A 23,984-nucleotide genomic window follows, 5' to 3' on the forward strand; every position below is an offset into this window, starting at 1 on the left:
GTCAATCTTGCCTGGACTGCGCTTGCCGCTCGCTTGCGGTTCCCTGATAGAGCGTTGTCAGTGCCTCCATCACGGACTGTGTGGAATAACGAACCTCGACAAATCTGCGCGCCGCTTGACCAAGACGCTCTCGTAAATCAGCGTGGCTCGCCAATTGTGATATACCCTGCGCGAAGGCATCCGGATCGCCAACAGGAACCAAGAATCCGGTTTCATCGTCAGCAACAATATCCTCATGGCCGCTGATACGGGTCGCCAGTACCGGAAGACCTGTAGCCATGGCTTCGAGCACTGCGTTGGGAAGCCCTTCCTGGTGTGAGGTCTGAACATAAAGGTTGTGTTCAGCAAGTAGCGCAGGTACGTCGTGCACCAGGCCGGGAAAATCGACACCATGCTCGATGCCGAGTATTTTGGCCAGAGCCATCAGACGCGCGCGTTCAGGGCCATCGCCGGCAATGGTCAATCTTGCTCCTGGGTGCAATTTGGCAAGAGCCCATGCCCTGAGCAGTACATCCAAACCCTTCACCGGGACATGCCTGCCCACGAATACGGCGCGCAATGTGTTCTGATCGCGGTGTTCGGGAGGGCGAAAACGCTGCAGATCGACAGCATTGGGCACTAGATGCAAACGATCTGACGGGAAACCCGCGTGTGCCATGATGTTCACTGTTCGCCGGCTGATGCACTGATAAGCATCCAGGCGCAAAGCTCCGGCAAGCAAAAGTCGATGCACCAGACGATGCCGGTGCGCCGGATCTAGAATTCCGCCATGAAACTCCGCCGCTCCGGACACCTTGCTGACCACCGTTGTTTTCAACCATGGTTTGAGCCAGCCCGCCGCACCGGCCAGATTATGCATCATGTGAATATGTACGGCGTCGAACTTGCGTTGCCTCTTGAGCAGCCAAACCGCAAAGCGCAAATTCAACAGCAGCGCACCCAGGCCCTTGATCCGCGGGTAGGCAAGGCGTGTGACAGGAATACCATCGATCCGCTCCAGAGTCGGCTGGGATCGATTGAGATGGGGAGCAAGCACTTCCACCTCGTGCCCCGCCGCGACAAAAGATGCGCTCAGTAGTCGCGCCTGCATTTCTGCGCCTCCGGTCGCAGGATAATGACCGTCTACGACCATCAAGATGCTCAGTCGGCGTACTGATTTTTCAGGAACGATTCGAACCTGTTGACTATCCTTCGAAAGCCCCATGATGACCTGCATGTCAGATCCACGGAGTGGCAAACATTCCAACAAACAGCAGACTCACCCAACAGAGAAAAAGCGAGGCGCTCGCCGCTTCAAACCGTATCATCGCCATGAATGAAAAGTCCTACGGTCGATTTTTGTGAGATGACTCGAGCAGGGATGCCGCCCAATGTCACGTTTCCTTCGGGAAAGCTTTTGTTCACTACTGCATTGGCTCCAATCGCAGTATTATCACCAATTTCAATGGCGCCAAACAGCTTGGCACCCGGGCCGATATAACAGTTGTTCCCAATTTTCGGCACCGCAGATCCGTCACTCAGTTGTGCACCGATGTTCACCCCGGTATGGATACGGCAATTGGATCCGATGCGCGCCTTCGAATTGACCACGATGGTTCCGTAATGCAGGATGGCAAGACCTGGGCCGAATACATTGATCGGGATCGAAAAACCAAGCTTGATCGACAATCTGCGAAAGCGATATACGGCGATGGCGCGTCGAATTAGGTTTTTTTTACAATTAGTGAGAAATTCGACTTTCCTGAGCAGGCGCTGAAACTGCAGGATTTCGTCATGTAAAAAAGCCCACTTTGACCGGATGCCGAGCGCAGCGCGATCTGCTTGTAGGTATCTTTTGTAATCTTCGTAAGACCGGATCAAGCCACACCTCTGCACAGACTCCATCGCTACCCAACCGCTATTCTTGCATCCCGGAGGTGAATTGCACCCCCTCATCCGCGCGCTGAGTGGCACGATTTGTAATGTCACCCGGTTAGCTGTCAGCACATACCGTGACGGGCGCGAGGATGCAGGACAGACGGCGCCGATCAGGCGCCGCCCTATGCGGGCACAAAAAAGCCCACGTGTCGTGGGCCCTTTTAATGACTTCTTGCAACGTTTTGGCGGAGTGGACGGGGCTCGAACCCGCGACCCCCGGCGTGACAGGCCGGTATTCTGACCAACTGAACTACCACTCCGGACAGACTCAGGATGCTGAATCTGGCGTCCCCTACGAGATTCGAACTCGTGTTATCGCCGTGAAAGGGCGGTGTCCTAGGCCTCTAGACGAAGGGGACAAAAACTTTTTTGCGCTTGGTGGAGGTAAGCGGGATCGAACCGCTGACCTCTTGCATGCCATGCAAGCGCTCTCCCAGCTGAGCTATACCCCCCCAAAACCAAAAACGAAATGATATACCGAGATCGCATCTGTTGCAAGAGGTCTGCGCGGCTTCTTGTTTCGCTTGTATGTTCAGACCGGCCAGTACGGTAGATACTGCGCAGTCCGCTGGCGGTGTTGCGCGGCGTGCGGGTCTGGCCGATCTGGTTGATCTGTCTGGACCTGCGCGCCCTGCGCATGGGCAGCAGGTCGCTCGCAACGACATCTTCACAACGTCTCAGTGCCTCGTACTCTCGATGACCGGCGCTTCGATGGAGGCAGCCGCCGTAACGCCTTCCGGCTTAGTCGCGGGCTCGTCCTCCAGCGCCACGGGCACGCGCTCGAGTGCCAGATCGAGGACCTGATCGATCCATTTCACCGGAATGATGGTCAGGCCCGATTTGACGTTTTCCGGCATCTCCTGCAGATCTTTGACATTTTCCTCAGGGATCAGGACGGTCTTGATGCCACCACGCAGCGCGGCAAGCAGTTTTTCCTTCAGCCCCCCGATCCCCAGAACCTCTCCCCGCAGGGTGATCTCTCCGGTCATCGCAACATCCGCCTTGACAGGAATGCCGGTCATCGCCGAGACGATGGCCGTGGTCATCGCAATCCCCGCGCTGGGTCCATCCTTGGGCGTGGCTCCCTCGGGAACGTGGATGTGCAGATCGCGCTTTTCAAAAAGCTCATCCTTGATGCCTAGACGCCGAGCGCGCACACGCACGACGGTGCGCGCTGCCTCGACCGATTCCTTCATCACATCGCCGAGCGAGCCGGTGCGCAGGATCGCTCCCTTGCCCGGCATGGCGGTGGCTTCGATGGTGAGCAGATCGCCGCCAACTTCGGTCCACGCCAGCCCGACGACCTGACCGACTTGATTCTGCTTTTCCGCCATGCCAAAGCTGTAGCGGCGCACGCCGAGAAATTCGTTCAAGTTGTCCTCGGTGACCACCACCTGATCGGTGTAGGTCTTGAGCAGGCGCCCTTTGACCGCCTTGCGGCAGATCCGCGAAATCTCGCGCTCGAGCGATCGCACACCCGCCTCGCGGGTGTAGTAGCGGATGATGCCGCGGATCGCACTCTCGGTGACGCTGAGTTCGCTGGGATCGAGCCCGTTGTTTTTCATCTGCTTGGGCAGCAGGTAGCGCTGGGCGATGCTGACCTTCTCGTCCTCGGTGTAGCCCGCCAGACGGATGACTTCCATGCGGTCGAGCAGCGCAGGCGGGATGTTGAGCGAGTTCGAGGTGGCAACGAACATGACATCGGACAGGTCAAAATCGACCTCGACATAGTGATCGCTGAAGGTGTGGTTTTGCTCCGGATCGAGCACCTCGAGCAGCGCCGAGGCGGGGTCTCCGCGAAAGTCCATGCCGAGCTTGTCTACCTCGTCGAGTAAGAACAGCGGGTTGCGTACCGCCACCTTGGTCAGACTCTGGATGATCTTTCCGGGCATGGCGCCGATGTAGGTGCGGCGGTGGCCGCGGATCTCGGCCTCGTCTCGTACACCGCCGAGCGCCATGCGCACGAACTTGCGTCCGGTGGCGCGGGCGATCGACTGCCCCAGAGAGGTCTTGCCCACCCCTGGTGGCCCAACAAGACAGAGAATGGGCGCCTTGACCTTGTCGACGCGTTGCTGGACCGCGAGATACTCAAGGATCCGCTCCTTGACTTTCTCCAGGCCGTAGTGATCCTCTTCGAGCACCTGCTCGGCATAGGCCAGATCGTGACGCACCTTGCTCTTTTTTGCCCAGGGCAGGCTCACGAGCACGTCCAGGTAGTTGCGCACCACGGTGGCCTCTGCGGACATCGGCGACATGAGCTTGAGCTTCTTGAGCTCAGACTCGGCCTTTTTCCGCGCATCCTTGGGCATGCGCGCGGCCTTAATCTTCTTTTCGATTTCCTCGATGTCAGCGCCTTCCTCGCCCTCGCCGAGCTCCTTCTGGATGGCCTTGACCTGCTCGTTCAGGTAGTACTCGCGCTGGCTTTTCTCCATTTGCCGCCGCACCCGGCCACGGATGCGCTTTTCGACCTGGAGGATGCCGACCTCGCGCTCGAGCTGTTCGAGCAGATTTTCCAGGCGCGCATGCACGTCGTGCAGATCAAGCAACGATTGCTTCTGCTCCAGCTTGAGCGGCAGGTGCGCAGCGATGGTGTCTGCTAGGCGGCCCGGATCGTCGATACCCGAAATGGATGTGAGGATCTCGGGCGGAATCTTCTTGTTCAGCTTGACATACTGGTCGAACTGCGCGACCACGGCGCGGCGCATCGCCTCCGACTCGGCAGTCGCCTCCGAAGTGGGCGCGATGGGCAGGGCATCGCAGGCGAAAAAGTCGCCGTTGTCGCGGATGTTGAGCGCCCGCGCCCGCTGCGCTCCCTCGACCAGCACCTTGACCGTGCCATCGGGCAGCTTGAGCATTTGCAGGATACTCGACAGGCAGCCGATCTCGAACAGATCGTCGGGTTTGGGCTCATCCTTGGCCGCTGCCTTTTGCGCGACCAGCATGATTTGCTTGCCGCTTTCCATGGCGGCTTCCAGCGCCTTGATCGACTTGGGGCGGCCCACGAACAGCGGAATCACCATGTGCGGAAAGACGACCACATCGCGCAGCGGCAGCAGCGGCAGCGCCGTCAGGTCGGCATGTTGTTCAGGGGTATCAGACATTTGGCTCACCCAATGAGAAGTTGGAGTGCAAATGGGGGTACAGGTTCGGATTGCAAGCGTGCCACTCGTGCCGCGCCCACGCTACGCATCGGGCCTTTATCAAGCCCCCGACGCTTTGGCTGCATCCTCATAGATCAACAATGGCTTGGCCCCGGACGTGATCACGTTTTCGTCGATTACCACGGTCGAGACATTGCGCGCATTGGGCAGTTCGAACATCAGGTCGAGCAAGGCCTGCTCGACGATGGAACGCAGCCCGCGCGCGCCGGTCTTGCGCTGTAGCGCCCGCTTGGCGATGGCCTCAAGTGCCGCGGGGCGAAATTCGAGCTTGACGTGATCCATCTCGAACAGCTTTTGGTATTGCTTGACCAGAGAATTTTTCGGCTCGGTCAGGATCTGGACGAGCGCGGCCTCGTCGAGCTCCTCCAGCATGGCAACCACTGGCAGACGTCCGATGAGTTCGGGGATCAGTCCGAACTTGATCAGGTCTTCCGGCTGCACCTGGTTGAGCGTCTCGGACAGGCTTTGCTGCGATTGGCTCTTGACCGTGGCGGCAAAGCCGATGCCGGATTTTTCCGACCGATTACGGATGATCTTTTCCAGTCCGTCGAAAGCGCCGCCGCAGATAAACAGGATATTGGTCGTGTCGACCTGGATGAAATCCTGATTCGGATGCTTGCGCCCGCCTTGTGGCGGCACAGACGCCATGGTGCCTTCGATGAGCTTGAGCAAAGCCTGCTGCACGCCCTCGCCCGAGACGTCACGCGTGATGCTGGGGTTGTCGGATTTGCGCGAAATTTTGTCGATCTCGTCAATGTAAACGATACCGCGCTGCGCCCGCTCGATTTCGTAATTACAGTTCTGTAGCAGCTTCTGGATAATGTTCTCGACATCCTCGCCCACATAACCGGCTTCGGTCAGCGTGGTCGCATCTGCGATCACGAAAGGCACGTTCAGCAGCCGCGCGAGGGTTTGCGCAAGCAGGGTCTTGCCGGAGCCGGTCGGGCCGATGAGCAGAATGTTGCTCTTGGCGAGCTCGACGTCACCGGCCTGACCGACATGCTTGAGGCGCTTGTAGTGGTTGTAGACCGCAACCGCCAGGATGCGCTTAGCGGTCTCCTGCCCGATGACGTATTGGTCGAGAATGGCCTTGATTTCCGATGGGGTAGGCAGATCGGAACTCGCCGTCTTGCCGGCGGCGTCGACCGTGCTGACCTCGTCGCGGATGATCTCGTTGCACAGGTCGATGCACTCGTCGCAGATGAACACCGACGGGCCTGCGATCAGTTTTTTCACCTCGTGCTGACTCTTGCCGCAGAACGAGCAGTACAGAGTCTTTTCGCCGGAGGAAGATTTTTTCTCAGCCATGAGCGTATGGATTCGTTTCGGTTCAGGTGCGCCTGGAGATGACCTGGTCGATCAGCCCGTAGTCCTTGGCCTGATCGGCCGACATAAAAAAGTCGCGGTCGGTGTCGGCGGCGATTTTTTCGAGCTTCTGACCGGTGCGCTCGGCCAGAATCGCGTTCAGCCGTTCGCGCAGGTAGAGGATCTCGCGTGCCTGGATTTCGATGTCGGACGCCTGCCCCTGCGCACCACCCAGCGGCTGATGGATCATGATGCGCGAGTTGGGCAGCGAATAGCGTTTGCCCTTGGCACCGGCGGCCATCAAGAACGCGCCCATGCTGGCGGCGATGCCCGTGCACAGCGTGGACACATCCGGCTTGATGAACTGCATGGTGTCGTAAATGGCCATGCCCGCCGACACAGACCCCCCGGGCGAGTTGATATACAACGAAATGTCCTTGTCCGGGTTCTCCGACTCCAGGAACAGCAGCTGCGCGACCACCAGATTGGCCATCTGATCATTGATCGGCCCGACCAGAAAGATCACTCGCTCGCGCAGCAGGCGCGAGTAGATGTCGTAGGCACGCTCGCCGCGGCCGCTTTGCTCGATGACGATGGGCACCAGCCCCAAGCTTTGAAAATCGGTTGCGCTCATGGAGGAATCAAACGTGAAGGTACGCACAGATTAGCACGCAGCCAGCCGGCCCGAAGCCAGGTTGTGGGATTTCCGCAAACCGCGCACGACAGACCGCGGTGTGCTGCGCCGTGAAAGACAAAAAAGCCGCTGCGCGGCTCGGGACACGCAGCGGCTGGCGCAGGGCAATGCGCTTACTGCCCCATCAGCTCGTCGAAACTGAGCGTCTTTTCGGTGGTTTTGGCCTGCGAGAACACGAATTCGGTGACATTGTTCTCCATCACGATGGCCTCGGCCTGCGCCAGACGGTCCTTGTCTGCGTAATACCAGCGCACCAGTTCCTGCGGCTGCTCGTAGCTGGCGGCAAGCTCTTCGACATAGCTGCGCACCTGTTCCGGCTTGGGCTGCAGGTCATGCTGCTTGACCAGTTCGGACACGATCAATCCCAGCCGCACACGCCGCTCGGCCTGCTCCTTGAACAGCTCGGGCGGCAGCGGGGCCTTGTCGGCATTTTTCACGCCGCGCTCAACCAGGTCTTGGCGGGCGCTGGCCATCAGATCGCTGATTTCGTTTTGCACCAGAGCATTGGGCAGATCCACCGGCACGGCCTTTTGCAGCAGATCCATCACCGCCAGCTTGTTGCGCTGGGTCAGGCGCGCCTTGACCTCGCGCTGCAGATTGCTGCGAATGTCTTCGCGCAGGCGCTGCACATCGCCGTCGGCCACGCCCAGCGTGCGGGCGAAGTCGGCATCCACCTCCGGCAGCAGCGGCCACTCCACCTGGGTGACCTTGAGGGTGAATTGCGCGGTCTTGCCCGCCACCGCGCGGCCTGGATAGTCGTCAGGGAAGCGCAGTTCGAAAATCTTGCTTTGGCCGGCCTGCAACCCCTTTGTTGCGGCCTCGAACTCGGGCAGCATGCGCCCTTCGCCCTGTACGAAGCGAAACCCTTGCGCCTTGCCGCCTTCAAAGACGGTGCCGTCGATACGCCCCTCGAAGTCCACGGTCACGCGGTCGCCATCCTGCACTTCCAGCCCTTCGGAGGTCTGCCCGTTGGGGGCAGCCTGACCGCGCGGGATGAATTCGGTGCGCTGCTTGCGCAGCACCTCGATGGTCCTGTCGATCGCCGCCTCATCGACCACTGCGGTCACCCGCTCGATGCTCAGCGAGGACAGATCGGGAATCTGCACATCGGGATAGACCTCGAAAGTGGCGTCGAACGCCACGACATCGGCCTCCACGCCTTCGGTCCGGGGGGTGAACTGCGGCAAGCCTGCCACGCGCAGGCGCGCAGTGCTGGCGACCTCGTAGAACGCGTTGCCGATCTTGTCCTGCAGCACCTCCATCTCGACCGACGGTGCGTAGCGCTGCGCCACCATGGACATGGGCACCTTGCCCGGGCGGAACCCAGGAAGACGCAGGGTGCGGCTCAGGCTTTTCAGGCGGGCGTTGATTTCGCTTTGCACGGCAGTCTTTGGAACCGTCACGGTCACGCGGCGCTGCAGTTTGTCCAGGGTTTCGACAGTCATGAGGAAGTCCAGTGTTCAATGAAAAGGGAACAACGCCGGCAAGCGCCTTGCGCGTCGGCTGGTGCGAGGGGGGGGACTCGAACCCCCACGCCGTTGAGGGCGTCAGGACCTAAACCTGGTGCGTCTACCAATTTCGCCACCCTCGCCGGATGATCCGTGCCCGCATTGCTGCGCCGCTGGCCCTGGGCAAGGGCTGCATATCGGTGCATGACAGGCAATCGGGTATTCTAACCGTGCCGCGCCGGACCGATCGACGCCCTGCCCACCATGCTCCCCACCCCGCAGACAGACACCCTGGACGGCCCGCCGCCGGGGTCCTCGGCCTACTACGCGCTGCTGCGCTGCCCGGCGCCGCAGCGCCCTGGACTTGCCGCACTGCTGCGGTTTCATGTGCAAGTGCGCTCGATCGTGACCTCGGTGAGCGATCTGTCGGTGGCGCAGGCGAAGCTGGCGTGGTGGAGTGCGCAAGTGAACGCGATGGCGCACGGTCAGGCAGAGCACCCCACCTTGCGTGCGCTCGCCCCCGCGCTGCAGGCCAGCGGTCTACCAGCGCAGGCGCTGCACGGGGTGATCGACAGCGTGCAGATCGATCTGCAGCAAAACCGCTGGATCGACCGTCCGGCGCTGCTGCACTACGCCAGGACGGGCAGCGGTCAGACGCTGCGCAACGCTGCGGTGCTGCTCGGCCTGGACGCACCGGCGGCACGGGCGCATGCAGAGGAACTCGGCGTGGGACTGCGGCTAGCCAGCGGCATCCGGCATCTGGGACGCGACGCGGTGCAGGGCAGGATCTACCTGCCGCTCGACGCCATGCAGCGGCACGGTGTCGTTGCGGTCCAGCTGCAACAGCGGCGCATGGACGGCGCCGTGGCCGCGCTGCTGGCCGAGCAGACCGCCTTGACCCGCCAGACACTGGAGCAGGCGCTGGCCGGGCTGGCTCCATTTGCGCGCGGGCAGACCGCGCCGCTACGGGCGCTGGGCGCGATGACTCTGGTGCTGCTGCGCGAGATCGAGCATGCTGATTACGCGGTGCTGCATCAGCGCATCAGCCTGACGCCGTTGCGCAAGCTGTGGATCAGCCGCACTTGCCGGTGAGATTCACGCTGCGCCCTCAGCTGCGCTCGAGCTCGGCGCGCAGCGCGCGGTATTCCTCGAGCGACTCGGGGTTGGCCAATGCCGATACGTTTTTCACCGGCTCGCCGTGGATGATGTTGCGTACCGCGATTTCCACGATCTTGTTGCTTTTGGTGCGCGGAATGTCGTGCACCTGGACGATGCGCGCCGGGGCGTGGCGCGGCGTGGTGTTGTCGCGGATCTGGCGCTTGATCGCGTCGATCAGCGCGTCGTCGAGTACCACGCCGTCGCGCAGGCGCACGAACAGCACCACGCGCACGTCGCCCACCGCACCGGGCGGCCAGTTCTGGCCGATGACCAGCGACTCCAGCACCGCATCGATGCGCTCGACCTGGCGGTAGATTTCCGCCGTGCCAATGCGCACCCCCCCGGGGTTGAGCGTGGCGTCGGAGCGGCCGAAGATGATGTACCCGCCGTGCGGGGTGCGCGCGATGAAGTCACCATGCCACCACACGTTCGGAAAGCGGGAGAAGTAGGTCTCGAAATACTTTTGCGCGCCGCGCTCGAGGCTGCCCTCCACCAGAAAGCCCAGCGGCATCGACGGAAACGGCTTGGTGCAGACCAGTTCGCCCTTCTGTCCGTCGGGCAGCGGTCGGCCGTCGTCATCGGCGACCATCACCGCCATGCCCAGCGCGCAGGCCTGCAGTTCACCGCGCCATACAGGATTCATCGGCGAGCCGACGATGAAGCAGGCCACCAGGTCGGTTCCGCCCGACATCGAGCTCAGGCAGAGGTCGCGCTTGACCTTGTCGTACACATAATCGAACCCTTCGGGCGCCAGCGGTGAGCCGGTCGACATGAGGGTGCGCAGGCTGGTGAGCCGATGCGTCCGCCTAGGCTCCAGGCCCGACTTGCCCAGCGCCTCGATGAACTTGGCCGAGGTTCCCAGGTGGGTGAAATCCACCGCATCGGCGTAGTCGAACAGTATGGCGTTGCCGCGCAGCCCCGGCGAGCCGTCGTACAGGCAGACCGTCGCGCCCTGGCTGAGCGCAGACATCAGCCAGTTCCACATCATCCAGCCGCAGGTGGTGAAAAAGAACACCCGGTCGCCCGTATGCACATCCGCCTGCAGCCGCATTTCGGCCAGGTGCTTGAGCAGCACCCCGCCGGCCCGGTGCACGATGCACTTGGGCGCGCCGGTGGTACCGCTGGAGTAGAGAATGTAGACTGGATGATCAAAGGGCAGCGCCGTGAACTGCACTGGCTGCGGCGCAAAGGACTGCAGCACCTCGCCCCAAAGCTGCGCACCAGGTACTACCGCGGCCTGCGCCGACTGCCCTGTGGCCTGCGCCACGTAGGGCACGACCACGGTCTTTTCCAGTCCGGGCAACTGGTCGATCAGCGCGGCGAGCCTGTCCAGGGTGGAAAAAGTCTTGCCGTTGTAGAAATAGCCGTCGCAGGCGATCAGCACCTTGGGCCGGGTCTGGCCGAAGCGATCGAGCACGCCCTGCGTGCCGAAGTCAGGCGAGGCCGAGGTGAAGGTGGCGCCGATGCTGGTGGCCGCGAGCATGGCAATCACGGTCTCCGGCAGGTTGGGCATGTAGGCAGCGACTCGGTCGCCGGGGACCACACCCCAGCTGCGCAGCGCCTGCTGCAGCCGCGAGACTTCGGCATGCAGCTGCCGCCAGGTGAGGCTGCGCTGCACCCGATCTTCACCCCAGAAATGCAGCGCGATCGTGTCGTCCTCGCGCCGCAGCAGATTTTGCGCGAAGTTGAGCCGCGCGTCCGGGAAAAAGCGCGCACCGGGCATGCGGTCGCCGTCGATCAGCACGCGCTCGCCCTTGTGCTGCGCGATCACGCCCGAGGTCTCCCAGACCGCGTCCCAGAATTTGTCCTGCTCGGCCACCGACCAGTCGAGCAGCGCCTCGTAATCGTTGAGTTGCAGACCGTGGCGGGCGTTGACCCACCGGCGAAAGGCGTCAATGTGCGACGCTGCAATGCGCTGCGCTGAAGGCACCCACATGAGCTGATCGTCGTGTTGCGTTTCGAGCATGTTGGACTCCGGGCAAGGGTCAGCGCTGAGTTGCGGCCGAGCCGCGGGTGAGCAAGGCGCGCAGCATGTCGGGCAAGGGCACGCTCTTGCGTTGCGGAAAATCCACCCAGACCACGCGCGAGCCGCCGCTGGCGTAGATGGTGTCGGGGTCGTCGGTACGACTGAGCAGGGTGTAGGTGTCGAAGCTGGTGCGCCCGACGTCCGCCGTGTACAGCCGCGCGAGCACCTCGCCGGGGTAGCTCAGCTCGGTCTGGAAATTGCAAAAGGCGTTGACGATCACCGGCCCGAGTCCATTGGGGTTGGCGGGCACCCCGGCTGCACGCATCCATTCCAACCGGATGATTTCCATGTAGCGGAAATAGACGGTGTTGTTGACGTGGCCCATCATGTCCATGTCGCCCCAGCGAATGGGGATGGTCATGGTGTGGACCAGATTCAGATCTTTCTGCTCGGGAATGTCAAAGCGCAGCATCTCCCAGTTCTCCTCAGAGACTGAAGCCGTCGTCAGCGGTGACGGTCGCGCCGTTGATCAGACCGCTTTGCCCGCTGGCCAGCAGCACCAGCAGGCCGTCGAGGTCCTGCGGTTTGCCCAGACGCTTGCGCGGCAGCATCTGCAGCAGGCGCTGGCCCGATTCGGTCTGCCAGTGATGATGGTTCATCTCGGTATCGATGTAGCCGGGGCAGATGGCGTTGACATTGATGCCGTATTTGCCCCACTCCACCGCCATGGCCCGCGTCATGTGCACGACCGCGGCCTTGCTCATCGCATAGACCCCGAGCCGGGGCATGGCGCGCAGCGCGGCGGCCGAGGCGATGTTGATGATGCGCCCGCCAGCCCAGGTGCCCGGCGTGACGCCCAGCGACCGCGCAACCATGCGCCGCGCCACCTCCTGCGCCACGAAAAAAGCGCCGCGCACATTGGTGGCGAAGATCTCGTCGAAACCGTCGGTCGTGACATCCAGCAGTTTTTGCTGCATCGAAATGCCCGCGTTGTTCACCAGGATGTCGACCGGGCCCATCTCGGTTTCGGCATGCGCCACCGCGGCCCGGATGCTGGCCTGATCGGTGACGTCGACTTCGACCACATGCGCATCGCCTCCCTGCCCTTCGATACGCGCGCGCAGTTCCTTGAGCCGCTCGATACGCCGGCCGCTGAGCACCACCGCGGCGCCGGCCTGCGCCAGCACTTCGGCAAAGCGCCAGCCCAGCCCGCTGGAAGCGCCGGTGACCAGGGCCGCGCGCCCGGAGAGTTCGATCGAATAGGTCATGCTGTGTCCTTGAGGAGCAGGCGCGGGAGCGGCCATGCCCACACGCGCGAATGTCTGCAATGGTAGAGCGTGCGCGTTTTCCGGTTGATGGCCAGACGGTGGAACAATCCGGCTAGCCAGTGTTTCACCCACACACATCCAACCGCCCCGTCATGCACCAGCGACAGCCCGGCCTGCTCCATCGCTACCTGTTATGGGAGCAGGCGCTGACCGTGTCGGCAAACCGCCTTAGCCGGCGGGTATGGGTCCGCCGCGTGTTCACCCTGATCAGCCGGCTGGGCAACGGCTGGGGCTGGGCCGCCCTCATGGGCGCGATGCTGCTGCTCGACGGCAAGGCGGCAGTGATGCCCATCGTCTGGATGTCGGTGACCACAGGCATCGGCATCGGCCTGTACCTGTCGATCAAACGGCTGGCGGCCCGGCCGCGGCCCAGCGAACACTGTCGCCGAATCGTGGTGAGCGAGCCCCCGCTCGACCAGTTCAGTTTCCCTTCAGGCCACACCCTGCACGCGGTCAACCTCACGCTGCAAATCCTGTTTTTCGCGCCGGTGCTTGGCTGGGTGGCGGTTCCGTTCGCGCTGCTCGTGGCCAGCTCGCGCCTGGTGCTCGGGCTGCACTACCTATCGGATGTGGTGGTCGGCGCGGTGCTGGGCATGCTGCTCGCCTCCTTTGCACTGGCGCTGCAAATCAGCGTGATATGAAGGGTTCCGGCAGATGGCCGCGCGCCGGAGTGCTGCGCTTTGTCGATAATCACGCCATGTCCGAGCGCATCATCCCCATTGTCGATCATCAATATGCAGCCAGCGTGCCGCCGATTCCGGCGCATGCCGGCCAAGGGTCTACGCCGCCCGTCGACCGTCTGCACCGCCCGCTGCACGACCTGCGCATCTCGGTGACCGACCGCTGCAACTTCCGCTGCACCTACTGCATGCCGAAGGAGATATTCGACAGTCATTACGAATTCCTGCGTCATGCCGATCTGCTGAGTTTCGAGGAAATCACCCGCACCGCGCGGGTGTTCATCGATCTGGGCGTGCGCAAGATTCGCCTGACCGGCGGCGAACCGCTGCTGCGCAAGCACCTCGAACGTCTGGTGGAGATGCTGCACGGCCTGCGCACCCCCGAGGGCAATCCGCCCGAACTCACCCTGACCACCAACGGCTCGATCCTCGCGCGCAAGGCGCGGCAGCTCAAGGACGCCGGGCTAGACCGCGTCACCGTCAGCCTGGACGCGCTGGACGACGCCGCCTTCCGCCGGATGAACGATGTGGACTTCCCCGTGGCCGAAGTGCTGCGCGGCATCGACGCCGCGCTTGCCACGGGGCTCGCGCCGGTCAAGGTGAACATGGTGGTCAAGCGCGGCACCAACGACGCGCAGATCTTGCCGATGGCCGCGCATTTCCGCGGCACCGGGGTGGTGCTGCGCTTCATCGAATACATGGACGTGGGCAATACCAACGGCTGGCGCATGGACGAGGTGCTGCCTTCGCAAGAGGTGATCGACCGCATCCATGCCGTGTACCCGCTGCATCCGCTGGAGCCGCACAGCCCCGGCGAGACCGCGCAGCGTTGGGCTTACGACGATGGCGCGGGTGAGATCGGCGTGATCTCCAGCGTCACCCGCGCGTTTTGCGCCAGTTGCAACCGCGCGCGGCTGTCGATGGAAGGCAAGCTCTACCTCTGCCTTTTCGCCACCCACGGCTACGACATTCGCGCCCTGCTGCGCGGCGATGCCAACAGTGGCCTGGCGCCGGCAAGCGATGACGATCTGCGCGCCGCGCTGGCGCAGGTCTGGACGCAGCGCGACGACCGCTACTCACTGCTACGCGGCACTGCGGCCGCGCAGGCCCTGCGCGCGCAGCGCAAGGTCGAGATGTCCTACATCGGCGGCTAGGATGCACTGTCGGCCGCGCATGCCTTTGCCTTGTCCGCCGCTTGCCGGGGCTGCAGCGCAAGGGCGCCGGGGCTGACACCATGTGCGGCATCGCCGGGCGGCTGAACTGGAACGCACCGATCGACCGGTCGCAGCTCGCTGCGATGATCGGGAGGCTGCGCCACCGCGGCCCCGATGGCCACGGCATCCACACCGAAGGGCCGATCGGCCTGGCGCACTCCCGCCTGAGCATCATCGACCTGGCTGGCGGCAACCAACCGCTGTGCAATGAAGACCGCACGGTTTGGGTGACCTTCAACGGCGAGATTTTCAACTACCTCGAGCTGCGCGCCGAGCTGCTGCGGCGCGGCCACCGTTTTGCCACGCAGTCCGATACCGAGGTGCTGGTGCACCTGTACGAGGAACATGGCGACGCGCTGGTCGACCATCTCAACGGCCAGTTTGCCTTTGCGCTGTGGGACGGCGTGCGCCAGCGTCTGCTGCTGGCGCGCGACCGCACCGGCATCCGCCCGCTGTTCCACACCCGCGTTCCCGGCGGTCTAGCGTTCGCTTCGGAGGTCAAGGCACTACTGGCGCTGCCCGACGTGCCACGCCGCCTCGACGCCCATGCGCTGGGCGAGGTGTTCACCTACTGGGCGCCGCTGCCGCCGCATGCGGTGTTCGAGGGCATCGCGTCACTGCCGCCCGGTCATGTGATGACGGTCGATGCACAAGGCAGCCGGTTGCACCGCTACTGGGATTGGACCTTCCCGCCCGCCCCGATCGAAGCCGACCGCAGCGCCGACGCCTACGCCGAGGAATTACGCGACCTGCTGATCGACGCCGTGCGGCTGCAACTGCGCGCCGACGTGCCGGTGGCGGCCTATCTGAGCGGCGGGCTCGACTCGTCGATCATCACCACCCTGATCCGGCACCACACTGACACCCCGTTGCGCACCTTTTCGCTGACCTTCGACGATGCCGAGTTCGACGAAAGCATGTGGCAGCAGCAACTGGTGCAGCATTTGGGTACCGAACACGCCACGCTGCATTGCACCCGCGCCGACATCGCCGCCGCCTTCCCGCGCGCCATTGCGCATGCCGAGGTCCCTATCGTGCGCACTGCGCCGGTGCCGATGATGCTGCTGGCGGACAGCGTGCGCGCCGCGGGTTACAAAGTGGCGCTCACCGGCGAGGGCTCCGACGAAGTGTTTGGCGGCTACGACATTTTCAAGGAGGGCCGGGTGCGCCGCTTCATCGCACGCCAGCCCAACTCGCGCTGCAGGCCACGCCTGCTTGATCGGCTTTACCCATATCTCAAGCATTCGCCCGCCGCGGCTCGCGCAATGAGCGAGCGCTTTTTCCGCACAGGCGAGGCGGGGTTTGCCCAGCCGGGCTTCGCCCACCAGCCGCGCTGGACCACCACGCGGCGCATCACCGCGTTCCTGTCGCCCGAGTACCGCGTCGCGGCGATCGCGTTCGACCCGGTCAAAGCGCTGCAACTGCCTGCCGATTCTGCCCGCTGGGAGCCGCTGACCCAGGACCAGTACATCGAGGCCCACACCCTGATGTCGGGCTACCTGCTGAGTTCGCAGGGCGACCGTATGGCCATGGCCGCCTCGATCGAGACGCGGTACCCCTTCCTCGACCACCGGCTGATCGCCTTCGCCAGCCGCCTGCCGCCGCGCTACAAGCTCATGGGTCTGGTGGAAAAATACCTGCTCAAACGCAGCATGGACGGCCTGCTGCCCGAGGCGCTTCGCCACCGCAGCAAACAGCCCTACCGCGCACCGGACAGCCAGAGCTTTTTCCACGATGGCGAACCGGTCGATTACGTGGCCGAACTGTTCAGCGCGCAGCGGCTGAAAGAGGCCGGCTATTTCGACGTGCAGGCCGCTATCTGCCTGTTCGACAAGGCTCGCGCCGGAAAAACCATCGGGTTCGGCGACAACATGGCCTTCGTCGGCATGCTCTCCACCCTGCTGCTACACGACCAGTTCATTCGGGCCTGAACCGACCGCGCCTGCCATGTCCGCTGCCACATCCAGCTACGCCGCCCTGCCCGCCGATCTGCGCACCGATCGGAGCACCATCGTGTCGCTGTGGGCCAGCAACCTGGGACACCCGGAACGCCGCCAGGACAAGTTCGACTGGTTCTACCTGCGCAACCCTGCCGGCGCGCCGCAGGTCCTGCTAGCCCACTGCACAGCCGAGCACGGCAAGCCGATCGGCGTCATCGGCCTGGGCGCGCGGCAGATGCTGCTGGCAGGCAAGCCCATCCAGGCCGGCCTGCTGGCCGATTTCGGCGTGCTCGCCGAACATCGCACTTTGTATCCGGCCATGCTGCTGCAGACCACCCTGCGCGACCGCTACCTGCCGCAACTCGGCTTGATCTATGGCTTTCCCAACGCCAAATCCGAAGCGGTGGTCAAGCGCCTGGACTACGCGGTGGCCGGGCCGATGGAGCGCTATGTCCGCGTGCTGCGCAGCGCGAACTACCTGCCCCAGCGGCTGCCCCACGCCCTGCGCCGCACCCTTGGACACACCGCCGACTGGTGCATGCACACCCTGCGGCGCGCGCGCTACCCGCACGACATGCGCGGCCTGTTCGCCCAGTGGCTGGACCAGCCCGACGCCCGGTTCGACCTCCTGTGGGCGGCACAAGCCGGGCAACCCCTGCTCATCGGCCTGCGCGACTGCCGCTACCTCACCTGGCGCTTCGAGCACAAACCCTGGAGAAATTTTCGCTTCCTGACCCTCAACTCCCGCACCCACGGCTTGATCGCCTACGCCGCCACGGAAGTGGCCGGCTCCGTGCTGCACATCCGCGATCTGCTCTGCCATCCCGCCCATCCGGACAGCCTGAGCCTGCTGCTCGACACCCTGTACCGCGATGCCCACAGCGACGGCCGCACCAGCGTCTCCTTCGAGTGCCTCAGCCCTGCCGCAATGAAACAAAACCTGCTGCGCACCGGCATGGTGGCCCGAGGACAGCGCAACATCCTGTTCACCGCCTCCGGCCCAAACGCCCAGGCCATCCGTCAAATCCCCTGGTACATCACCAACGCGGATGAGGATTCATGACGGTCGTGGATCTTGGCGGAAGCGGTGGGATTCTATTTTATTTGAAAATCAACCTCTTAGTGCGTTAATACCACGTTTCGAACCATGAAGAGGGCGTTAGCGCCCTGGATACGGCGGCAGGATCATGGTGCGGTTCACCAGCACATTGAACGTGTAACCTGGCCGGATCCTTAGCGTGGGCTGAATGTTCAGGTTCTTGTTGAGCAAGTTGGTGCCGACGCTGTTGATCTGCTGCGCAAGGGTTGCAGCGGCCTGTTGGCTTGCCGTCGGCGTGTTGAAGGCGCCCGCATTCTGCGGCTGGCTGAGTTGGGCACCGACACCGAGCAGGCTCATCAAGACCGCGCTGCCAAAGATCCGCATGTAGTGGTTGTCAACCTGGTCGTAGAAACCGGCCTGCCCTTCGCCGTCCGCGCCGCTCATCCCTTTCAGGTTGATCGTGGCACCGTTCGGGAAGATCAAACGATTCCATGCAACCAATACGCGGCTCTGGCCGTAGGCGACATCGCTGCTGTACTCACCAACGATGCGAGTGCCCTGCGGAATGAGCACCACGTTCGGGTTCAGGCTGTCGTAAACAGTCTGCCGCACTTGCGCCGTGATCGTGCCCGGCAGGTCGCTGTCGATGCCGGTCAACATCACCGCAGGGATGACGGCGCCGGCGAACAATTCATGGTTGCTGATGGGCGGCTGCACTGCTGCATCGAGGTAGCCATTGGATGCCCCTTGCCCTTGGCTGGCAAGGAACGCCTTGTTCGCATCTTGCTGGGCTTGCGGGTTCTGGGTTGCGCCGGCTACAGCCGCGCCCTGCAGGCCCGCGAGCGCGGTCAGCGCCTTTTGGACACCCGGATCGGTCGCGCCTTGCGGGGTTGCAGCCAAGGCGGCGAGAGCGCGCAGCGTGTCGGCCTGCGATGATGCCGCAGCTTGGGGCTGGCTGCCGATCAGCGCGTCCACGTTACCCGCGCTGGTCTTGGCTAGACGGGCGGACTGATCTGTCAGTATGGCGCCTTCCAGATCCTTATAGTGCTGCTCGACCAGCCACTGGTGATATTTCTGCGCTGGCGTCAGTTGCGGCGGCCCGCCGCTTTGCAATGCCGCGCCAGGGGTGTTCGGGTGGTTCAAGGGCGAGAGCGGGCTGCTGGCTGGGCCGACGGGGGCAGATGCGGCGTTGCTGGCTGGATGGGACGCTGCTGCCGCAGGCCCGCCATCATGCTGCTGAGCAGCGCGCAGCATGGCAGCGACGTCCGGCGATGTCTGTCCGACCATCGCCGCCGTCCCGGTGCTTTCGGATCCCTCAGTCGGCTGGCTCTTGTTTCCGGCCGTCAGAATACCGATCACCATCCCGCCGACGACGACACTGCCGCCGATGAAAGCGGCTTTCTTGAAGTGTTGGCGCCGATGCAATTCTGAACCACCGTGCCGACGCAATTGTGAGCCAGGGGTGGAAGCCGGTTTGTTGTTGCCCGGCTGTGAATCAGTGTAGAGGTTTGCCTTGGTCGTGGTCTCCTTCGTTGGTGGGTTGATGCCGAGAGGGAAGCTGCGCAGGGCGTCGCCCGGAGCGGCTTCCCTCTCGGCTGCGTCAGTCACTTGGCATTGCTGTCTGCGCGGCCTTGCGAGCCTGTTCGCGCGCCTTGATCCGAGTCTTGGCCTCAGCGGTGCTGCGCAGGAAGCGGATCGAGTCGTTGCCGGTTTCGACGATGTGGCAGTGGTGGGTCAACCGGTCGAGTAACGCCGTCGTCATCTTCGCGTCGCCGAACACGCTGGACCATTCGGCGAAGTCCAGATTGGTCGTGATCATCACGCTGGTGTGCTCATAGAGCTTGCTCAGCAGATGGAACAGTAGCGCGCCGCCAGCCTGGCTAAACGGCAGGTAGCCCAGTTCATCGAGGATCACCAGATCCAGCCGCAGCAAGCTGGCAGCGATGCGTCCAGCCTTGCCCTGAGCCTTCTCCTGCTCCAGTGCATTGACCAGGTCGACGGTTGAATAAAAGCGCACACGCTTGCCATGCTGCGTGATGGCGGACACGCCAATGGCTGTGGCCAGATGCGTCTTCCCCGTGCCCGGGCCGCCCACCAGGACCGCATTGTGGGCGGCCTCGGTGAACGTGGTCTCGGCAAGCAGCGCGATGAGCTTGCGGTCGATTGGTGAGACGTCGAAGTCGAAACCGGCCAAGTCCCGGTGCATCGGGAACTTCGCCGTATGCATCTGGTAGTTCACAGAGCGCATGGCGCGATCGGTCACCTCGGCCTGCAGCAGGTGTTCGAGTAGCCAGCGGCTGCTGGCGGCTTCCGAACGGTCTCCTTGCTCGGTCAGGTCGGCCCACGCTCCAGCCATGCCATGCAGCCGCAACTGCCTGAGTTCCACAGCGAGGTCACGCATGGTCCGCTCCCTCGTCGCAGGTCCGCAGGGCGTCATATCGCGCGGTATTGGCGATGGGCACGATGTTGACCTGCAGTGTCGTGGCCGCGTTCTGTGGCACGACCGTGGGCGTCAGTCGGCCCAGCACGTTGATCACATGTTCCACGCTGACGCGCCCCGATGGCGGCGCGTTCTCCAGGGCCAACTCCGCAGCGACGAGCACAGCGTCCAGTCCAGCGGTGGGCACAATCGCCAGCACTTGCGCCATGATGCGGTCGCCCCCTGCCGTGCGGAGAAGGCTGCGCCGCAAGCGCTGCAGTGGCTCGGGCATGTCGGCGAAGGGTGCCCCATTGCGCAGGGCGCCCGGCTTTCTCTGCACCAGCGGCACGTAGTGCTGCCAGTCGTAGCGGGTCTCACCCGCATTGCTCAGCCGCGCATGGCGCGCGACCTCCTTGTCGTCGGCAACGATCACCACCTGGCCGGGATACAGCCGCGTGCTGACGATCTGCCCGGCCCACTCGCTGGGCACCGAGTAGCGGTTGCGCGCCACCGACACGAGGCAGGTGCTGGACACGCGCGCGGGCTTCTCCACATAGCCGTCGAATGACATCGTCATTGGCAGCAGGTGCGGACGTTCGAGGTCGAGCATCTCGGCCACCGTGAACTGGTCGTGCTCGGGATGTCGCACCTCATCCCACAGCGCCCGGCAGCGATCGCCCAGCCACGCGTTGAGCTCGGCAAAGCTACCGAATCGCTCCTTGGCGGCTTGAATCCAGATGCGCCTGCGGCTGTCCTGCACGTTCTTCTCAACGACCCCCTTCTCCCAGCCAGAGGCCACGTTGCAGAAGTCCGGGTCATAGAGGTAGTGTGCGCACATCACAGCGAACCGCGCGTTGACCACCCGACCCTTGCCCTTGCGGACCTTGTCCACGGCGGTCTTCATGTTGTCGTAGATGCCGCGCCGAGCCACGCCACCCAGCGCCGCAAAGCAGCGTGTGTGCGCATCGAACAGCATCTCGTGACCCTGGCTCGGGTAGGCCACCAGCCAGAAGGCACGGCTGGCACATAGCTTCATGTGGGCCACCTGCACCCGGTAGTAGATCCCGCCGACCACCAGCCCCTCTTCGCTCCAGTCAAACTGGAATGCCTCACCCAACTCAAAGCGCAGCGGAACGAACGCCTTGCCGCCGGACTCTTGGCCGGCGGCTCGCCGCCATGCACGAATGAAGTCCGTCACGCGGCTGTAGCTCCCCGTGTAACCCGCCGCCTTGATCTCGGCGAACAACGCCTGCGCCGTGCGCCGCTCCTGCGGCGGCCGCCTCGCATCCACTTTGAGGGCCAGCTTGATGCTGTCCTCAAACGGCGTGAGCTTGCACGCCTGCGCCGTGCGCTGATACTTCGGTGGCTCTGGCACCTCGCCGTGCAACCACTTGCGCACGGTGTTGCGCGATAGGCCCGTCTTGCGCGCAATCTCGCGCTCGCTGAGATGGTCCCGGCGGTGTAGTCGCCGAATCTTGCCGATCATGTCCATGGTGATCATTCCTGCTGTCCCCCACCGCACAGAAATGCAGCAGGGTAGGTCGAACACCTGGTTCAGTTTTCGGTCGGCACAACCCTCAAAAGTGGCTCAATTTTCGGTCGGTAACAACACTGTTCCAGCCATTCAGCGGCCCAGACTTGCTCGCTTTGTTCATTGACGCGGCCAAGCGGGCAGAACGCCAGTTCGCCATGCTCTCCGGCGATGTCGTAATGCTGGCCGCCAGCGCCCCAGCACAGAGGCAGCATGGAATAGCCTTTGTCGAATGCAAAGACCTGGGCGTTCTTGTAGCGAAATTGCTGAGCCGCGAGCAAGTCCAGCAGCGTGGACTTACCCGATCCGGTCGGGCCAAGAATGACAGTATGACCCAGGTCACCGGAGTGCAGGCACAGGCGGAACGGTGTCGCGCCGTCCGTCTTTGCGTACAACAACGGCGGGCTGTCCGGCGGATAGAACGGACAAGGATTTTTCTCTGGGCCCGACCAGACGGCAGTGAACGGCAACAGATGCGCCAGATTGAGGGTGTGGATCAGAGGGCGGCGCACATTGGCAGCGGTATTGCCCGGCAGCGTGCCGAGATAGGCCTCGACAGCGTTGACGTCCTCGATGCGCGCGCCGAAGCCGCGGTTTTCGATCAGCTTGGCGACTTCACAGGCCGTCTCGTCGAGCAAGGCGGCGTCCTCGTGGGCAAGCACAAGGACGCTTGTGTAGTAGCCGTAGAGCACCATCCCGCTGGAGGCCTCGGCGATCGCCTGCACGGCGTCAGCGGCCATGCGATCCGCGTCGACATTGACGTGTGTCGCCTGCCCGCCGGCATTCTCACGCAGCAGATTCATCATGCTTTTGCGCTTCTGCGCCCACTTGCTGCGGTATTTGTTCAGCGTCTTCTCGGCCTGGCCTGGATCGAGATAGATGAAGCGGTTGCTCCAGCGGTAGGAGACCGGCAGGCGGGACAGGAAGTCCAGAATGCCAGGGAAGCTGTGGGATGGAAGCCCAGTCAGCCCGATGCATGCCAGATTGCGCCTGCCAACGCGCGGCACGAATCCTGTGGCGAAATCGTGGGCGCCCAGGATCGCATCCAGGTACATCGGCACCTCGGGCATGACCACCGGATGATGCACAGGGGACAAGGTCACGCACTGCTCCAGATGCGCCAAGAGCGGACTGGTCACGACGCCGGTGCGTGCGTCCGTCTCATCGGTCAGACGGCGAATGTGCAGCAGGCTCGATAGCCTGCCCTCGATTTCCCGGATTTGCTCCTTGAACCGTTCGAGGTTCCGGCTTGCGGTCGCCTTGACGCGGCCATCGACGAACAGGTCGACGGCCTTGCTGGCGGCATCAGGCATTGGGAACCAGGTGACGCTCAACACATAGCGGCTTGCATAGCCAACGTGGGCGCCCTCGTGGGATGCGCGCCGCATGTCATCGATCAAGCGGGTCGTCCGGTCGGGGAATGCGCCCTGGCGGGCATAGCCCGGCGCGGGACCGCGCACAGCGTCGCAATGGATCACCCAGCCGTCGCCGAGCTTCAGTGCGGTGTTGATGCGCGCCGCCATGGCGCGAAGCTCCTCTGGCGTGGCGGAATCGAGATCTGGTCCACGGTAATCCCAGGCGGCCATGAAGCCGCCGCTCTTGGTCAGCACAACGCCGTTATCAACCAGGGCTGCCCAGGGCAGCAGGTCGGGCAGGCCATAGGCCGCCGTGCGAAACTCCTTGAGGGCTAGCATCACTGAATCTCCCGTTGCCGGGCGAACGGCGTCGCCTGAGCCGGGTAGAAGCGCCGGTACTTGAGTGATCGCGGTCCCGTCATGGAAAGCTGATCGTCATAGCTGGCCGCGCGGGACAAAACCCACTGGCCGATCACCCAGATCACGACCCCGACCGCCGCCGCCCAGAGTTTGGCGAGAGAAAAGATGAAAACCCCGGCAACGATGAGCAGCATCAACACCAGGTTGCGCTCCCCGCCAAGCAGGAGGATCGGCCGGTTGAGGGATTCGTGAATTGGCACCTTATTTTCGTCTTGGCTCATTGTTGAACTCCGCTCGTCTTGTGCATCAGGTCGACGACCAACGCGGCCTGCCGGAGGTCGTCTGCGATTTCTTGGGCTGCCCACCCTTGATCCACCAGAACCTGCACAACGTGCATGATGATTTCCAGTAAATCAGGTGCGGCGGTTCCCTGGACAGGGGGCCGCGACAGGCTGGAGAGCGGCCGCAT

20 protein-coding genes and 4 tRNA genes are annotated in these 23,984 nt (G+C 63.3%); 5 read left to right on the forward strand and 19 right to left on the reverse strand.

What is annotated here, in order from left to right; genetic code table 11:
• Window position 1: 1 nt before the first annotated feature.
• The 10 genes from ACZ47F_RS13230 to ACZ47F_RS13275 form a co-directional block, all read right to left on the reverse strand.
• A complete protein-coding gene (locus ACZ47F_RS13230) occupies window positions 2–1,216 on the reverse strand; it encodes a glycosyltransferase family 4 protein (RefSeq protein WP_464925149.1) in 1,215 nt (404 codons plus the stop codon).
• Window positions 1,217–1,293: 77 nt separating this feature from the next.
• A complete protein-coding gene (locus ACZ47F_RS13235; RefSeq protein WP_464925150.1) occupies window positions 1,294–1,860 on the reverse strand; it encodes a serine O-acetyltransferase in 567 nt (188 codons plus the stop codon).
• A 240-nt stretch (window positions 1,861–2,100) separates the two neighbouring features.
• Window positions 2,101–2,177 (reverse strand) — tRNA-Asp (locus ACZ47F_RS13240).
• A 23-nt stretch (window positions 2,178–2,200) separates the two neighbouring features.
• Window positions 2,201–2,276 (reverse strand) — tRNA-Glu (locus ACZ47F_RS13245).
• A 17-nt stretch (window positions 2,277–2,293) separates the two neighbouring features.
• Window positions 2,294–2,369, reverse strand: a tRNA-Ala gene (locus ACZ47F_RS13250).
• A gap of 225 nt (window positions 2,370–2,594) precedes the next feature.
• Window positions 2,595–5,018 carry an endopeptidase La gene (gene lon / locus ACZ47F_RS13255; protein ID WP_464925151.1) on the reverse strand — a complete coding sequence of 808 codons (2,424 nt, stop codon included), beginning with the start codon at window positions 5,016–5,018 and terminating at the stop codon, window positions 2,595–2,597.
• A gap of 99 nt (window positions 5,019–5,117) precedes the next feature.
• Window positions 5,118–6,386 (reverse strand): ATP-dependent Clp protease ATP-binding subunit ClpX, encoded by a 1,269-nt coding sequence (gene clpX / locus ACZ47F_RS13260; RefSeq protein ID WP_464925152.1) that lies wholly within the window; start codon window positions 6,384–6,386, stop codon window positions 5,118–5,120.
• 22 nt (window positions 6,387–6,408) lie between these two features.
• Window positions 6,409–7,017: an ATP-dependent Clp endopeptidase proteolytic subunit ClpP gene (gene clpP / locus ACZ47F_RS13265; RefSeq protein WP_464925153.1), complete on the reverse strand. Its 609-nt coding sequence runs from the start codon at window positions 7,015–7,017 to the stop codon at window positions 6,409–6,411.
• A 173-nt stretch (window positions 7,018–7,190) separates the two neighbouring features.
• Window positions 7,191–8,522 carry a trigger factor gene (gene tig, locus ACZ47F_RS13270; protein WP_464925154.1) on the reverse strand — a complete coding sequence of 444 codons (1,332 nt, stop codon included), beginning with the start codon at window positions 8,520–8,522 and terminating at the stop codon, window positions 7,191–7,193.
• A 59-nt stretch (window positions 8,523–8,581) separates the two neighbouring features.
• Window positions 8,582–8,668: transfer RNA gene (locus ACZ47F_RS13275), tRNA-Leu, on the reverse strand.
• 121 nt (window positions 8,669–8,789) lie between these two features.
• On the opposite strand from ACZ47F_RS13275, the gene ACZ47F_RS13280 reads away from it, so the two are divergent.
• Window positions 8,790–9,617: a squalene/phytoene synthase family protein gene (locus ACZ47F_RS13280; RefSeq protein ID WP_464925155.1), complete on the forward strand. Its 828-nt coding sequence runs from the start codon at window positions 8,790–8,792 to the stop codon at window positions 9,615–9,617.
• 16 nt (window positions 9,618–9,633) lie between these two features.
• On the opposite strand, the gene ACZ47F_RS13285 is transcribed toward ACZ47F_RS13280, so the two are convergent.
• From ACZ47F_RS13285 to ACZ47F_RS13295, 3 genes are read right to left on the reverse strand one after another with little or no spacing between them, the layout of a single operon-like run.
• The gene (locus tag ACZ47F_RS13285) at window positions 9,634–11,649 is read right to left on the reverse strand and encodes an acetoacetate--CoA ligase (protein ID WP_464925156.1); all 2,016 of its coding nucleotides are present in this window, start codon (window positions 11,647–11,649) and stop codon (window positions 9,634–9,636) included.
• Between the two features lie 19 nt (window positions 11,650–11,668).
• The gene (locus ACZ47F_RS13290) at window positions 11,669–12,118 is read right to left on the reverse strand and encodes an acyl-CoA thioesterase (RefSeq protein ID WP_464926648.1); all 450 of its coding nucleotides are present in this window, start codon (window positions 12,116–12,118) and stop codon (window positions 11,669–11,671) included.
• 16 nt (window positions 12,119–12,134) lie between these two features.
• Complete coding sequence (locus ACZ47F_RS13295) at window positions 12,135–12,917, reverse strand: SDR family oxidoreductase (RefSeq protein ID WP_464925157.1); 783 nt, start codon at window positions 12,915–12,917, stop codon at window positions 12,135–12,137.
• Window positions 12,918–13,069: 152 nt separating this feature from the next.
• On the opposite strand from ACZ47F_RS13295, the gene ACZ47F_RS13300 reads away from it, so the two are divergent.
• From ACZ47F_RS13300 to ACZ47F_RS13315, 4 genes are all read left to right on the forward strand, one after another.
• The gene (locus ACZ47F_RS13300) at window positions 13,070–13,618 is read left to right on the forward strand and encodes a phosphatase PAP2 family protein (RefSeq protein WP_464925158.1); all 549 of its coding nucleotides are present in this window, start codon (window positions 13,070–13,072) and stop codon (window positions 13,616–13,618) included.
• 56 nt (window positions 13,619–13,674) lie between these two features.
• Entirely contained in the window at window positions 13,675–14,811 is a 1,137-nt protein-coding gene (gene moaA / locus ACZ47F_RS13305) for a GTP 3',8-cyclase MoaA (RefSeq protein ID WP_464925159.1), read from the forward strand.
• 80 nt (window positions 14,812–14,891) lie between these two features.
• Entirely contained in the window at window positions 14,892–16,802 is a 1,911-nt protein-coding gene (gene asnB / locus ACZ47F_RS13310; RefSeq protein WP_464925160.1) for an asparagine synthase (glutamine-hydrolyzing), read from the forward strand.
• Window positions 16,803–16,818: 16 nt separating this feature from the next.
• Window positions 16,819–17,874, forward strand: coding sequence for a GNAT family N-acetyltransferase (locus tag ACZ47F_RS13315; protein ID WP_464925161.1), 1,056 nt, complete (start codon window positions 16,819–16,821; stop codon window positions 17,872–17,874).
• A gap of 96 nt (window positions 17,875–17,970) precedes the next feature.
• On the opposite strand, the gene ACZ47F_RS13320 is transcribed toward ACZ47F_RS13315, so the two are convergent.
• The 6 genes from ACZ47F_RS13320 to ACZ47F_RS13345 form a co-directional block, all read right to left on the reverse strand.
• Window positions 17,971–19,458, reverse strand: coding sequence for a TraB/TrbI/VirB10 family type IV secretion system protein (locus ACZ47F_RS13320; RefSeq protein ID WP_464925162.1), 1,488 nt, complete (start codon window positions 19,456–19,458; stop codon window positions 17,971–17,973).
• Entirely contained in the window at window positions 19,451–20,251 is an 801-nt protein-coding gene (gene istB, locus ACZ47F_RS13325; RefSeq protein ID WP_464924246.1) for an IS21-like element helper ATPase IstB, read from the reverse strand. The genes ACZ47F_RS13320 and istB overlap by 8 nt, the downstream gene beginning before the upstream one ends.
• Window positions 20,244–21,761: an IS21 family transposase gene (gene istA, locus ACZ47F_RS13330; RefSeq protein WP_464926573.1), complete on the reverse strand. Its 1,518-nt coding sequence runs from the start codon at window positions 21,759–21,761 to the stop codon at window positions 20,244–20,246. The genes istB and istA overlap by 8 nt, the downstream gene beginning before the upstream one ends.
• A gap of 62 nt (window positions 21,762–21,823) precedes the next feature.
• Window positions 21,824–23,494, reverse strand: coding sequence for a VirB4 family type IV secretion/conjugal transfer ATPase (locus ACZ47F_RS13335; RefSeq protein ID WP_464925163.1), 1,671 nt, complete (start codon window positions 23,492–23,494; stop codon window positions 21,824–21,826).
• Complete coding sequence (gene trbD, locus ACZ47F_RS13340) at window positions 23,494–23,796, reverse strand: conjugal transfer protein TrbD (protein ID WP_464925164.1); 303 nt, start codon at window positions 23,794–23,796, stop codon at window positions 23,494–23,496. The genes ACZ47F_RS13335 and trbD overlap by 1 nt, the downstream gene beginning before the upstream one ends.
• A complete protein-coding gene (locus ACZ47F_RS13345; RefSeq protein ID WP_464925165.1) occupies window positions 23,793–23,984 on the reverse strand; it encodes a hypothetical protein in 192 nt (63 codons plus the stop codon). Before ACZ47F_RS13345 ends, trbD begins: the two co-directional genes overlap by 4 nt.

It is taken from the genome of Thiomonas islandica, assembly GCF_055383445.1.

What these genes read in the sequence shown, in the direction of transcription:
- istB (WP_464924246.1), bottom strand. Translation starts at nt 20,251, where the DNA reads ATGCGTGACCTCGCTGTGGAACTCAGGCAGTTGCGGCTGCATGGCATG.
- tig (WP_464925154.1), bottom strand. Translation starts at nt 8,522, where the DNA reads ATGACTGTCGAAACCCTGGACAAACTGCAGCGCCGCGTGACCGTGACG.
- ACZ47F_RS13315 (WP_464925161.1), top strand. Translation starts at nt 16,819, where the DNA reads ATGTCCGCTGCCACATCCAGCTACGCCGCCCTGCCCGCCGATCTGCGC.
- ACZ47F_RS13230 (WP_464925149.1), bottom strand. Translation starts at nt 1,216, where the DNA reads ATGCAGGTCATCATGGGGCTTTCGAAGGATAGTCAACAGGTTCGAATC.
- trbD (WP_464925164.1), bottom strand. Translation starts at nt 23,796, where the DNA reads ATGAGCCAAGACGAAAATAAGGTGCCAATTCACGAATCCCTCAACCGG.
- ACZ47F_RS13300 (WP_464925158.1), top strand. Translation starts at nt 13,070, where the DNA reads ATGCACCAGCGACAGCCCGGCCTGCTCCATCGCTACCTGTTATGGGAG.
- ACZ47F_RS13285 (WP_464925156.1), bottom strand. Translation starts at nt 11,649, where the DNA reads ATGCTCGAAACGCAACACGACGATCAGCTCATGTGGGTGCCTTCAGCG.
- moaA (WP_464925159.1), top strand. Translation starts at nt 13,675, where the DNA reads ATGTCCGAGCGCATCATCCCCATTGTCGATCATCAATATGCAGCCAGC.
- ACZ47F_RS13335 (WP_464925163.1), bottom strand. Translation starts at nt 23,494, where the DNA reads ATGCTAGCCCTCAAGGAGTTTCGCACGGCGGCCTATGGCCTGCCCGAC.
- clpX (WP_464925152.1), bottom strand. Translation starts at nt 6,386, where the DNA reads ATGGCTGAGAAAAAATCTTCCTCCGGCGAAAAGACTCTGTACTGCTCG.
- ACZ47F_RS13280 (WP_464925155.1), top strand. Translation starts at nt 8,790, where the DNA reads ATGCTCCCCACCCCGCAGACAGACACCCTGGACGGCCCGCCGCCGGGG.
- istA (WP_464926573.1), bottom strand. Translation starts at nt 21,761, where the DNA reads ATGGACATGATCGGCAAGATTCGGCGACTACACCGCCGGGACCATCTC.
- lon (WP_464925151.1), bottom strand. Translation starts at nt 5,018, where the DNA reads ATGTCTGATACCCCTGAACAACATGCCGACCTGACGGCGCTGCCGCTG.
- ACZ47F_RS13345 (WP_464925165.1), bottom strand. Translation starts at nt 23,984, where the DNA reads ATGCGGCCGCTCTCCAGCCTGTCGCGGCCCCCTGTCCAGGGAACCGCC.
- ACZ47F_RS13295 (WP_464925157.1), bottom strand. Translation starts at nt 12,917, where the DNA reads ATGACCTATTCGATCGAACTCTCCGGGCGCGCGGCCCTGGTCACCGGC.
- asnB (WP_464925160.1), top strand. Translation starts at nt 14,892, where the DNA reads ATGTGCGGCATCGCCGGGCGGCTGAACTGGAACGCACCGATCGACCGG.
- clpP (WP_464925153.1), bottom strand. Translation starts at nt 7,017, where the DNA reads ATGAGCGCAACCGATTTTCAAAGCTTGGGGCTGGTGCCCATCGTCATC.